Genomic DNA, 12,030 nt, shown 5'->3' with positions numbered 1-12,030 from the left:
ATTGGTTTGGGACTCTTTGACCGGTTCAGGCGCAAGCCGGAACCCGCCCCCCGGCAGCCGGAGGGGGCCGTCCCCGGCCTCGCCCCGGAGGCGGACACCAAGGCGGTCATCCTGCTGGGGAGGGACATCGGCCTGGACGCCGTGTCCCAGGCGGTGGCGGAGCGGTTCGGCCCCCAGGCGCTGGCCGCCTCCGACCCCAGCGCCCCCAACGCCCCCGCTGTGACGGTCCGGCTGGATGGGGTGGACTTCTTCTGCAGCTATCTGGCAATGCCCCACCCGCCCCAGGTCTATGACCTCGCCTCCCTCCCGGAGGGGCTGTTTACCCCCGAGGAGCGGCAGGAGCTGCTGGCCCACAAGTGCTTCCTGGTGCTGGCCCAGCAGGGCGGCGGGACCTCGCTGGCGGAGAAGCGGAGCATCTGCCGCCTGTTCACCCGGCTGGCCGGGACTCTGCTGGAGCTGGACGGGGCGGCGGGCCTCTTCCTGGCGGAGGCCGAGCTGCTGATCAGCCGCCGCCTCTACCTTCAGCACGCCGCCATCCTGGAGCGGAACTGGGAGGACCCGGAGTATTTCCCCGCCCCTCTGTGGATCGCCATCCGCAGCGGCCAGAAGGGGGACCAGCCCCTGACGGGCACCTGGGGGCTGAAGCAGTTCGGCTTTCTGGAGCTGTGGTTTCTGGGGGCCAAGTCCCCCTGGCCGGAGCTCCACGAAAAGCTGTACCTCATGTCCATCTTCCAGATCACCGGGCGGGAGCTGTACCAGAATATGGACACCATCGCCTTCACCCCCGGCGACCCCTCCGTCTTCAAGGAGCTGAACGGCGCGCTGTTCATCGTGGGCGGCGGCGTCTGACAAAAAAACAAGTCTGCCAGCGGCAGACTTGTTTTTTTATTCCTCCGGCTCCTCCCGCTCCTCTGCGGCCAGCTCCGGAGAATACTTGCAAAAGATCCGTTCGGTGAACAGGGAGGCCAGCAGCATCCCCACCGAGGGCAGAAACACCACCGGCCACCACCGGTTCAGGCAGAAAACCGCGCTCTGGCCGGTCAGCAGCACCAGGATCACCGTGCTGGGCAGATGGGCGGCGGTCAGCTGAAAGGCGGTGCGGAACAGGTCCCGCACCCCGTACTCAAACCGTCCCAGCAGGGGGAACAGCCAGCACACCACCCCCGCCGGGAGGACCAGGGCGAAGTAGTAGGCCACATACAGGATGTAAGCCATCCCCCCCAGACGGGTCCCGTACCAGCAGACGATCCGGTAGCCCCCCAGCAGCAGCAGAAACAGGGGGATGACGGTCAGCGTCGCCCTCAGTCCCACGGCGAAATTGGCCCGGAAGGAGCGCAGATACCCCCCGAATGCGCCGCTCTCCCGCCGCCGGACGTACCGGACCATGGCGTAATACAGCGCCGCCGTGGCCGGGCCGATGGTCACCACCGGCAGACACAGGGCGATCCACAGCACCGACAGCCCCACCACGTCCACCAGAGTGCTCAGCCAGGCCCATATTCCCTTTTCCGGGTTAAAAAACTCGCCCACAGCCCCACCTCACACGCATTTCTGGGTCAGCGCCTTGCCCACCGACTGGCGGTTGCGCTCCGCCTGCTCCGGGTCCCGGCGGACAAACTCGCTGAGCAGCACCTCCACCACATACAGCTGGGCGATGAGGGCCGCCGAGGAGCCGAACTGGAAGGGCTGCTCGTTGGGTCCGCACAGCAGGACCGTGTCGGCGTAGGCGCTGGCCGGGGAGTTGAGGTAGCGGGTCACCAGGATCAGCCTGGCGCCCCGGCTGCAGATCACCTCCGCCGCCTCCAGCACCTCGTGGGTGGCCCCGGAGTAGGAGAAGTAGAGGACCACATCCTCCCGGCCCAGGGTGGACAGCGCCACCGTCTGCATATGGGAGTCCTGGATGGTCTTGAACTTGGGGGAGGTGGTGGAGAACTGGGCCCAGGCCGCCAGGGCCACCACCGAGTGGTTGCCCTGGCCCAGGCAGAGCACCTGGCCCGCCCCCCGCAGCAGGTCCACCGCACGGGTGACCGCCTTCTCCGCCAGCATGTGGTAGGCGTTGTTCAGCTCCTCCTGCACCGTGTGGAGCACCTTGCCCATAACCAGGCCGGGGGTGTCCTCCGGAAGGATCTCCCCCGACAGCCGGTCTTTGCTGTCCCCGGCGGACAGGGCCGCCCGGGCCAGCTCCAGCTTGAAGTCGTTGAAACCGGCCAGCTTCAGCTTCCGGCAGAACAGGGACACCGTGGACACCGCCACCTCACACTCCGCGCTCAGGTCGGTGATGCTGATGTACTGGGTCTCCTTCTGGTGTTCCAGCACATAGTCCACGATCTTCCGCTCCGACCGGGTAAAGCTGTCATACTCCTGCAGCATCTGGGCCAGGATGTTTTTCTCCACATCGCACCTCCAGTCAGGGCCCGCTCAGGGCCGCGCCAAAATCTCGTCGATCATGCCGTCCACCAGGATCATGCTCCGGGGCATGTGGAAGGGGCCCTTGAAGGTGCTCCCCTTGGTGGAGGGCATGGTGGGCTGGCCGTCCCGGCGGAGGTAGCCGTACCACTCGCCGTACTCCGGATCAGCGAAGTGGGCTTTGCAGTAGTCCACCGTCTTGTAAAACCAGTCCAGATATTTCTCCTCTCCGGTGTCCCGGTAGAGCATCATGGAGGCGATGAGGATCTCGTTGTGGGGCCACCACAGCTTCATGTCGTGCTCGTAGGCCTCCGGAGGCTTGCCCAGGCAGTCGGTGAAGTAGAGCAGCCCGCCGTACTCCTTGTCCCAGCCGGCTTCGATGGCCCAGTCGAACATCTGGGCCGCCTTCCTGACCAGCTGCTGATCCCCGGTGCGCCGGGCGTGCTCCAGCAGGAACCACACCCCCTCGATGTCGTGGCCGGGGTTGACGGTGCGCCCCTCGGTGTAGTACAGCCGGGGGGTTCCGTCCACGTCCACGTTTTCCAGGGTACACTTCAGCTCGGGCTTCACATGGTACTGAAATATGTCGTCCACGCACTGCTGGGCCCGCTCCTCATAGAGGGCCCTCCGCTCCGGGTCGGTGCGCAGCATCACGCCGGTGACGTTGAGGATGATCATAGGGGTGCCGAAGGCCCGGCCGGACCGGGTCTCCGGAATGGTCTTGGGGCCCAGGCCCACCGGGTCGGGCCGGCCCTGGCTCAGGTCCCAGTACAGGTCGTAGCACTGGCGGGCCCGGTCCAGCCGGGCCTTGTCCCCGGTGACGCCGTAATACTCCGCGTTGGCGATGGCGCAGAAGGCTTCGGAGAAGTAGTACCGCCGCTGGCGCAGAGGCTCGCCCCCGGCGGTGACGGTGAAGTACATCCGGTCGCCGCAGGCGTGGTTGAAGCAGTGGGCCTCCATAAAGTCCAGGCAGCTCTTCGACGCGTCCAGCCACTCCTGCTTCACGCCGTAGCTGTGGCACAGAAAGGCGAAGATCCAGCCGCACCGGCCCTGCATCCACACGCTCTTGTCGGTGGAGTAGATCTCACCCTTCCGGTCCAGGCAGGTGTACACCCCGCCGTGCTCCTTGTCCATGCCGTGCTCCAGCCAGAAGCGGGCGGAGCGGTCCAGCTCCTCCTTGATCCAGGACTGGGTGTCCCGCAATGTTTGACGGTCCATGGTGTCCCTCTTTTCTTATTTGATTTCCGGCAGGCTGGCCGCCGCCATGGACTGGCCCACCCGGCGGAATTTCTCGTCGGGCAGCTCCGGGACCATGCGTTCCAGCACCTCGGGGTACTCGTCGGCCAGCACCTTTTTGGCGGTGTCCAGGATCAGGTCGCCCCCCTTGCCGCTCATCACCCGGCCCAGCAGCAGCACGTGGCGGCAGCCGTAGAGCTCGTGGTAATAGGCCAGGGTGTGCCCCAGGTAGACGCCGATGGACTCATAGACCTGAGCGGCCCGGGGGTCGTCCTGGGCCATCAGGGCCTGGACGGCCTTCAGCTTCTCGGCGGGGGAGGCGTTCTCGTCCAGCTGGATGCCCGCCCGGGGGGCCAGCTTGATGACGCCGTCCTGGGAGAAATACTTCACGCCGCAGCCGATGTCGCCGGACCACTCGTCCCGCATGGCGTCGGGGTTGGCGTCCACGGGGACGAAGGCCAGCTCGTTGAGCCAGCCGGTGATGCGGCCCTCCTCGTCCACGTAGCCCACCGCCTCGCTGGTGCCCATGGCGATGCCCAGCACGCTGTTGTCGTTCAGGCTCATGGACCCGGCCAGGGCGGAGACGTCCCCGTCGTTGATGACGCAGTAGGGCACGTCGCCAAAGGTGTCGCGGATGGCGCGGATATAGATATCCTTCACCTTTTCGTCGTAAATCTCCTTGGGGACCTGCAGAAACAGGGAGGCGTTCATGGTCCGGTTGTTGATAAACACTCCGGCGGAGGACACCCCCACCGCGTCCACCCGGGGCATGTGCCCGGCGGCGGACTTGAGGGCGGCCACGATGCCGTCGTAGTGGTAGTCGGGGTCGGAGTTGATTTTCGGGAACCAGACCACCTCCTCGGAGTAGACGGTCTCCCCATCGATGACGGCGGACACCTTCCGGTCGGAGCCGCCGGCGTCGAAGCCGATGCGGCAGCCCCCCAGATGGCCGCCGATGGCCTTGGGGGCGTCCTTGGCGGCGGGGATCTGGTCCACCAGCACCACCTCGAAGGGGTGCTCGAAGACGCTGGCCATGTAGTCCCAGTCGAACTCCTGCCGGCCCTTGGCGCAGTAGACCGACTTCAGGTAGTCGCACACCCCCTCGTCGCCGCTGACATACACCTTGAAGCCGCCCTTCATCCACAGGATGGTCTTCACGATTCGCTCGATATAGTAGTGGTCGGCCTCTGCCATCTCGGGGGTGCCGTGGATAAAGGTGTGACAGGCAGCCATCTGGCCGTCGGCCCGCTCCACAGCGATGCCCACCGGCTTGCTCGCCTCCGCCAGGAAGGCGCGGTTAAAGCGCATCAGGGGAATAAACTCCGGGTCCAGAGCTGGGACATGCTTCAGCTCCACGTGGATGCCAAATCGATTCATAATGATTCTCCTTTGATCCGGTCGAATTTATAGTAGGGAGGTGATCGCTGCGGCCTTGCAGCATAAGATTGTATCACAGATTTGTGCAACGTGCAATCCCTGCCTGGAGAATCCGGGTCAAATACGTACGTTTTTTATAAATGTGCGGAAGAAAATTCAGGCGTTCGGGAGGACATACCGGCCGGAGCCTCCAAGAGGCTCCGGCCAAGGGCGTCAGGCGAACACCCCCACCGACTGCAGCAGCAGGATAAACAGCAGTACCGGAGCCACTGCCTTGATCATCACCACGTACAGCCTTTTGCGGGGGAAGGCGTAGCGGCCCTGGGTCACCTCGTCGATGATGACCTGGGGTTTCACCACCCAGCCGATGAGCACGCAGGTCAGCAGGGCGATCAGGGGCATGATGCAGTTGTTGCTGGCGTAGTCCAGCAGGTCCAGGATCTGGCCCACCGTCCCGTTGGGCAGCGCCGCCTCAAAGTAGAGCAGGTTGTAGCCCAGGCAGACGATGATCCCGCCCGCCATGGCGTAGGCCGAGACAAAGGTGGCCGCCCTTCTCCGGGAGACGTGGAAGGCGTCCATCAGGCTGGAGGTGATGGCCTCCATCACCGACACGGCGGAGGTCACCGCCGCAAAGGCGGTCATCAGGAAGAAGGCCGCTCCGATGAGGTGGCCCGCGCCCCCCATAGCGGCGAAGACTCTGGGCAGGGAGACGAACATCAGCCCCGGCCCGGCGGACATCCCCTCCGCCCCCATGAAGGTGTACACCGCGGGGATGATCATCATCCCCGCCAGCAGGGCCACCACCGTGTCGAAGATCTCGATCTGGTTGATGGAGCGCATCAGGTTGGTCTCCTTGGTAGCGTAGGAGCCGTAGGCCACCATAATCCCCATGGACACGCTGATCGAGAAGAACATCTGCCCCATGGCGTCCATGATGATGGTCAGAAAGCGGGAGAAGGTCATTCCGGAGAAGTCGGGCACCAGATAGACCGCCAGCCCCTGCAGGCCGGTGCGGGTCACGCCGTCCTCGCCGGTGTTGGCCAGCGTCAGAGAGAAGCAGGCGATACCCACCACCAGCGCAACGAGCACCGGCATCAGGATCCGGTTGTACTTCTCGATCCCCTTGTTCACGCCGCTGTACACCACAAAGGCGGTGGCCGCAAAGAACAGCAGCATCCAGAAAATGGGCTGCCCCACCTCGGTGATGTAGCCGGTGAAGTACCCGTCCTCCGCGGCGGAGAAGCCGTTCCCGGTGCAGAACAGGAACAGGTATTTGAACACCCAGCCGCCGATGGAGCAGTAGTAAGGCAGGATCAGGGTGGGCACCAGGCAGGCCAGCGCCCCCAGAAAGCCCCAGTTCTTGTGGAGCCTGCCGTAGGCCGTCAGGGGGCTCTGGGCGGTCTTCCGGCCGATGGCGATCTCGGTGGTGAGCAGGGCAAAGCCAAAGGTCAGGGCCAGAACGATGTAGCACAGGATAAACACCCCGCCGCCGTCCTTGGCGGCCAGATAGGGAAAGCGCCAGATGTTGCCCAGTCCCACGGCGCTGCCCGCCGCCGCCATGATAAAGCCGACGGAGGTGGAAAAGCTGCTTCGCACGTTCTTGTGTTCCATGTTGATCGATACTCCCTCTGTAATCCCAGATTGAAGCTTTATTATAAAGGAAAATCCCCCTTGATACAACAAAGAAATACTCCGACCGTGGAAATTATTGCAAAATTGCCAGGGTTGTCCCCGTTCCGGCCGGTCCGCTCCCCATTTTGACCAACCATTCTCCAGTAAAACGCCCGCCGGAGCAGCTCCGGCGGGCGTTTTTTATGATATGTGAACCGTCCGAGACGGGGATCTTTGGTCTGCCGCGCCGGAGCGGACGCCCACAGGGCGGCAGTGAAGGGGCGCTTGCCTCGCGCCGGGAGGTTGGGAAAATATGTCCAGCGGTTCGCGCGTCCGGCTGGACCGTGGGACGGCGGCTGCCATCCCGGGAGGAAATCAGATCAATCCCTTGATCTGCTCACAGGATACCACACCCTCCCCCGTCAATCTTCACCAGAGTTGGAACTTTCTATGAAGAATGTGTAAATAACGGCCGGCCCAGCCGCAGACTGCCGCCGGTGTCAAGGGACAACCTCATTTATTCTCCAAAGGGCAAACTGATATATCCTTACCTCATAAGTTCCATCAATGTACCAGCTTAAAATAAATATCAATCAACATCAAAATAAATGGTACAAATTAGTCCTTCCATGAGCTTATCGACAACTTATGGAAGGACTTTTTTGTTTTCAGAAGAAATAACTTTTGTCCAGCTTTAAGGAAGTGAGGATAAATGTTTTTACCCTTTTCAGGATAAATTGGGTTGCCCTGTAACATGTGCGTTCTGTCAGCCCCACAGGATGGGGAGCGGTTTTCCGCAGTGGACGCAATTCCATTGGGACGGCGTCACGACCAGGGTATTGTGTTCATCGACGACGGCGTCCAGCGGCGTAATCTCACCACAGAATGGACATTTTACCCCCTCAATCCGGTAGGCCATCAAGTTTCCCTCCCAACTGCAGTCTCTTCCTTCCTCTGCTCTGGCGAGGAAGGCTGGTCCTTTGCCGCCCTGGGCAGATTCCAATGGCAGTGCCAGGCCAGCAGCCGCAGCGCCACGGTGCAAAACACCGCAGCGCACCCGGCGCCAGTGCGGCTGGCTCCCACACAGACCAGCAGATAAAAAATGCTGCTTCCCAGCAGAGCGGCGGCCGCATAGATATTCCTGCACAGAATGGCTGGAATATCTGCGCACATGATGTCTCGCAAAATGCCGCCGCCCACCCCGGTCAGAGTCCCCAAACAGACGCATAAAACCAGATGTTCTCCATAGCCGGAGGCGATCCCCATATCAGTGCCGGTAACGGAAAAAATCCCCAGTCCAAGGGCGTCACAGAACACGAAGACTGGCTGGATATACACCCTGAGGCACTGGGAGCCACGACGCTGATATTTGAAGAACAGGAACAGCGCCGCCGCCGCTCCCGCGGCGCTCAGGATGTACTGCCAGCGGTAGAACATACGGGGCGGCGTACAGCCCATCAGAACATCGCAGAGCGCACCGCCGCCCATGGCCGTCACAATACTTAAAACGACCACTCCCAGTATATCCATCCGCTTCTGAATGGCGGTCAGCGCACCGGAAACCGCAAATGCCACAGTACCAATCAGCTCTGCAGCCGCAAAAATGACTGACATAACCCCATCCCCTATGCATTAACCTGCGTTTTGGACTGCGGAATGAGCAGGAATCACCGGCTTCCTGCCCATTCTGCAGAACGTATCAGCTGTTATCCCCGGCACATGCGGATCACATCCTCCACAGTCGTGTGCGCCGACAGGCCAAGGCTTTGCAGCGTCCGCCCCTCGTCCAGCTGTTCCCCCAGCAGAATGTAGGCCAAATTGACCACCGTATCAATCGCCGGCGTGGCAATGTGCGCAATCTGCGCCAGCGACTGAATCGCACGGAGGGAATAAGGGATATCCTCCATCAAAAACCGGTTGTTCATAGTCTTTGGCCCCATGATGCCATTGTAGCAGTCTGCGTGCTTGACCATTTGATAGAGGTCGCCCTCATATCCATACTCATCCCGGAAGGTGGTGGCAACATCCCGGGCCTCCACCCCATACCGCTCGCACAGCGCAAGACGTTCCTGGTCAATGGCCATAATCAGCCGAATCTGGCTTGGAACGAAGTCATGGTAATACTCAAATTGAAGCGTCTCATGCTCGATCATGGCGGTATAGAGCAGGGTGGGACCAGGATGAAACTCGAAGTTCAGGTTATCGAAGGTGACCTGGAGCAGGTCCGGAACCAGGCGGTACTCCGGCAGAACATCCCGGACGGCCTGCGCCAGCGCGTCGTTGCCTGTGGCGGGATAGGCCGCCATGGTGATATCGTGCTTCTGCCCGCTGACCAGGACACGGCCGGGCTCCTGCAGGCGGCAGGCAAACAAAAGGGTGTCCGTTCCCGCAAGCACGATGTCCGCCTGACAGCCAGCCGCCTTCAGGGCGTTGGAAAATTCCATGCTGCCCATTGGAGTGATGGGATTTCCAATCACAATCTGACCACTCTTCAGGAAGGGAGCTATCTGTTCCGCGATGGATTTGTGATACATGGAGGGAAGAACGATCAGGATAACCTCCGCGCCCTCAATGGTCTTTTCGATGTCACAGCTGGCAAACAAAATCCTGCCGAAGCCGGTCACCTTGCTACGGCCCTCTATGTATATGCCGCCCTGCTCGTTCAATCGGGCAGCTGTCTCCGAAAAGACGTCAAAAATGGTAATATCAAGCCCCTGCAGGGCGAGATAGGCGGCAAATGCCTGGCCGCCGTTCCCGGCGCCAAGAACAGCCCAGCGTTTTCTGCTCATCGTATATCGCTCCTTTTCTCAATGCAGTCTCTCCTCTCCGGCCAACCGGTTCGGGATGGAGCAAGCCAATTGCCCCATCCCGAACCAAAGAAGAGGAAAAGAGGGAAACGCTTAATTCACGTGGTCGGGCACCGGCTTGCGCGTGGCAAACCCTACCGCAAAGAAGAGGACAATGGAGGCCGCCAATCCATAGGCCACAAAGGGGATGGATGTCCCGATCACCTGGAAGATGATGCAGACCACAATCCCGCCCACCATCGAGGCCAGGATGCCCTCGTTGGTGCAGAACTCCTTTTTGCGGAAGATATAAGCGCCATAAACAGGCATCAGCATAGCAGCGGCAGAATAGGAGTACGAATAGACAAGGGTATTCAGCACGCTGGGGATATACATTGCGCTGACTGCAGCAAACAGCAGCAGGATCACCGTCAGCATCCGGGAGACCTTCAGCATTCCCGCATCATCCTTCGCGGCCTCGGGATTGATCACGCCGTAGCAGTCGCGGGTGATGTTGACGACCGTGCTCTGAATGCCGGAGGAGATGGTAGACAGGATGGTACAGGTGATCATACCTGCAAAGACAACCAGGAACCAGATGGGCAGCTGATCCAGGAACCAGCCAGTCGCCAGCTCGCCGGCCATGTTGGGGTTGATTGCCCGGATGGAAGTGCCCATAAAGAAGGCCCAGACGTCAGTTAGGAACACCAGGACAACGGAGATCAGCAGGGTGGGGGTCAGCCTCTTTTCATCCCGGATGGCAAACACCCGCTGCATGTACATCTGGTTGGTGATCCCGCCTGGGACCAGAGACAGGAACCAGCTGAGGATGGTAAAGCCGCCGGCCGCCATCAGTCCCTTGGGGAAGGAAATGATCTCCTCCGGAACAGCAGCAGTGACCTGGGAGAAACCGCCGGCCATATTGAGCGCCTTCAAAGTAACAAACACGCCGCCCACTGTAATGGCAATGGCAAAGATGAAATCAGTCCATGCCACCGTCTTCAGCCCGGCAGGCATGACGAACAGGATGGCAACGACCGCCAGGACGATGATCAGCACATTGACAGGAATCCCGGTCATCTGGGTATAGAGCTTGGCGAAGGCGCTCAGATTGGAAATGCACCAGCCAAAGGGGATCACAGCGGACATGATTGCGGCAATGATGCTGATTGCCTTGTTGCGTCCCCGGAAGGACTGCACCACGTCGGGAACCGTAGAAAAGTTGTTCCGCCGCAGCCATTTGGCGATAAAGGCGATAAACAGCAGGGTGGAGGAGCTAAACAGGCCGTAACACAAAATAGACAGGCCAAAATTATAGGCGTTTCCTACATGGCCCACCAGCACGCCGCCGCCCATTGCGGTGGCCAGCTGAGTGCCAATGACGACGTAATAGGGGAGGTCACGGTCAGCAACTTCCCAATCCGACATGCTTGTCCGCTTCCGCTTCTGCAGCAGATTGGTAATGAGCAACGTCAGCCCAAGGATCAACCCGGTACTTAACATGATAATCGTAGTTTTTCCCATAAAAACGCCTCCTGATAATATAGTTTCTAGTTCATTCGCTCCAATTGCAGCCTGTTCCAGGGCGCTTAACAGAAGAAGTCCAGCACAACCCCGGAATCGCTCCGTTCCGCGCGGTCAAAGGCGGTTTTCGCCACCATCACATCCTCAATGCCCATGCCCACAAAGCCGGCGGCAATGATGTCATCCTGGCTTTGGCGCCCCGGCTTCAGGCCGGCGATCACCTCTCCCAGCGACGCGCTGCAGACCGACTCCTCAATTGGCTCATAGGGCAGCCCTGTCCGCTTGGACCACCGGTCCAAATCGTCGTTGATTCGATCGCAAAAACACTCCGGAAAATCCAACACACAGCGGTCGTATCCCTTCAGGTCTCCGTTGTCCGCCAGCTCCGCGATCATCAGCACGGTCGTCCCCTTATCCAGGGTCTGTCCCCGGAGCAACGGCATCGGAGCAGTGGTGGAGGCGCAGATGATCTCCGCCCCAGGGATGGCTCCCCGGTAATCGGTGAACGGGGTCACCGTCACATGGGGAAATTCTGCACGGATGGAGGCCGCGAATTCCTGCAGGGTCTCCCCATTCGGATCGGCCACCCGGAGCTGATCCACCGCCGGGACGGCGGTCAGGATCGCTCTGGACCCCATATATCCCTGAGCCCCTGCACCGATCTGCAGGGCCACATGTGTCCCCTCCTTAGCCAGATACTTGGCTCCAATCCCAGCCGCCGCACCAGTGCGCAGCGACGTCAGGCGGGTACCGGCAACCACCGCGAAAGGCAGTCCCGACTGGGGTCGCTGCAATACAATGGTGCCCATTGTCACGGGCAGTCCAAACTGATTCACGTTATGCTTATAGACGCTGACCAGCTTGGCACCCATCACCTCATGCTCCTTCAGATAGGCGGGCATGGAGTTCATATACCCCTCAATCTCGGGCCGGAGAGAGAGATGAAGCTTCATGGGATTGACGCAGCTGCCCTGGGCATGCTCCTTCAGCGCAGTTTCCACATCCTTCAGCACAGTGGGCATATCCAGCAGAGTGAGCACGTCCTGTTCATTTAATACACGAATTTGTCCTGATTTCATAGGTTCTCCTT

The 12,030-nt window shown here is 60.8% G+C and carries 11 protein-coding genes; 1 reads left to right on the top strand and 10 read right to left on the bottom strand.

Features of this window, described 5'->3' with window-relative positions:
- Positions 1-6: 6 nt before the first annotated feature.
- The gene (locus VV088_RS21860; RefSeq protein ID WP_334602764.1) at positions 7-849 is read left to right on the top strand and encodes a hypothetical protein; all 843 of its coding nucleotides are present in this window, start codon (positions 7-9) and stop codon (positions 847-849) included.
- A gap of 36 nt (positions 850-885) precedes the next feature.
- On the opposite strand, the gene VV088_RS21855 is transcribed toward VV088_RS21860, so the two are convergent.
- From VV088_RS21855 to VV088_RS21810, 10 genes are all read right to left on the bottom strand, one after another.
- Positions 886-1,530: a YesL family protein gene (locus tag VV088_RS21855; RefSeq protein WP_334602763.1), complete on the bottom strand. Its 645-nt coding sequence runs from the start codon at positions 1,528-1,530 to the stop codon at positions 886-888.
- A 9-nt stretch (positions 1,531-1,539) separates the two neighbouring features.
- Positions 1,540-2,394, bottom strand: a complete 855-nt coding sequence (locus tag VV088_RS21850; protein ID WP_334602762.1) for a MurR/RpiR family transcriptional regulator — start codon at positions 2,392-2,394, stop codon at positions 1,540-1,542.
- A gap of 24 nt (positions 2,395-2,418) precedes the next feature.
- Positions 2,419-3,624, bottom strand: coding sequence for an AGE family epimerase/isomerase (locus tag VV088_RS21845; RefSeq protein ID WP_334602761.1), 1,206 nt, complete (start codon positions 3,622-3,624; stop codon positions 2,419-2,421).
- A gap of 15 nt (positions 3,625-3,639) precedes the next feature.
- Positions 3,640-5,019: an ROK family protein gene (locus tag VV088_RS21840; RefSeq protein WP_334602760.1), complete on the bottom strand. Its 1,380-nt coding sequence runs from the start codon at positions 5,017-5,019 to the stop codon at positions 3,640-3,642.
- A 213-nt stretch (positions 5,020-5,232) separates the two neighbouring features.
- Positions 5,233-6,630 (bottom strand): sodium-dependent transporter, encoded by a 1,398-nt coding sequence (locus VV088_RS21835; protein WP_334602759.1) that lies wholly within the window; start codon positions 6,628-6,630, stop codon positions 5,233-5,235.
- Positions 6,631-7,396: 766 nt separating this feature from the next.
- Positions 7,397-7,549 carry a hypothetical protein gene (locus tag VV088_RS21830; protein ID WP_334602758.1) on the bottom strand — a complete coding sequence of 51 codons (153 nt, stop codon included), beginning with the start codon at positions 7,547-7,549 and terminating at the stop codon, positions 7,397-7,399.
- The gene (locus VV088_RS21825; protein ID WP_334602757.1) at positions 7,549-8,244 is read right to left on the bottom strand and encodes a trimeric intracellular cation channel family protein; all 696 of its coding nucleotides are present in this window, start codon (positions 8,242-8,244) and stop codon (positions 7,549-7,551) included. The genes VV088_RS21830 and VV088_RS21825 overlap by 1 nt, the downstream gene beginning before the upstream one ends.
- 92 nt (positions 8,245-8,336) lie before the next feature.
- Positions 8,337-9,419, bottom strand: coding sequence for an NAD/NADP-dependent octopine/nopaline dehydrogenase family protein (locus VV088_RS21820; RefSeq protein ID WP_334602756.1), 1,083 nt, complete (start codon positions 9,417-9,419; stop codon positions 8,337-8,339).
- 111 nt (positions 9,420-9,530) lie between these two features.
- A complete protein-coding gene (locus VV088_RS21815; protein WP_334602755.1) occupies positions 9,531-10,940 on the bottom strand; it encodes a sodium:solute symporter family protein in 1,410 nt (469 codons plus the stop codon).
- A gap of 65 nt (positions 10,941-11,005) precedes the next feature.
- Entirely contained in the window at positions 11,006-12,019 is a 1,014-nt protein-coding gene (locus tag VV088_RS21810) for an ornithine cyclodeaminase family protein (RefSeq protein ID WP_334602754.1), read from the bottom strand.
- Positions 12,020-12,030: the final 11 nt, after the last annotated feature.

Source organism: Lawsonibacter sp. JLR.KK007 (assembly GCF_036941135.1).
GTDB lineage: Bacteria > Bacillota > Clostridia > Oscillospirales > Oscillospiraceae > Lawsonibacter.
The sequence above is the reverse complement of the archived record's forward strand: the minus strand, read 5'-3'. Positions and strand labels throughout refer to the sequence as shown.

Excerpts from the sequence above, each read along its gene's own strand:
- VV088_RS21845 (WP_334602761.1), bottom strand. The coding sequence starts at position 3,624 with ATGGACCGTCAAACATTGCGGGACACCCAGTCCTGGATCAAGGAGGAG.
- VV088_RS21840 (WP_334602760.1), bottom strand. The coding sequence starts at position 5,019 with ATGAATCGATTTGGCATCCACGTGGAGCTGAAGCATGTCCCAGCTCTG.
- VV088_RS21835 (WP_334602759.1), bottom strand. The coding sequence starts at position 6,630 with ATGGAACACAAGAACGTGCGAAGCAGCTTTTCCACCTCCGTCGGCTTT.
- VV088_RS21830 (WP_334602758.1), bottom strand. The coding sequence starts at position 7,549 with ATGGCCTACCGGATTGAGGGGGTAAAATGTCCATTCTGTGGTGAGATT.
- VV088_RS21825 (WP_334602757.1), bottom strand. The coding sequence starts at position 8,244 with ATGTCAGTCATTTTTGCGGCTGCAGAGCTGATTGGTACTGTGGCATTT.
- VV088_RS21820 (WP_334602756.1), bottom strand. The coding sequence starts at position 9,419 with ATGAGCAGAAAACGCTGGGCTGTTCTTGGCGCCGGGAACGGCGGCCAG.
- VV088_RS21815 (WP_334602755.1), bottom strand. The coding sequence starts at position 10,940 with ATGGGAAAAACTACGATTATCATGTTAAGTACCGGGTTGATCCTTGGG.
- VV088_RS21810 (WP_334602754.1), bottom strand. The coding sequence starts at position 12,019 with ATGAAATCAGGACAAATTCGTGTATTAAATGAACAGGACGTGCTCACT.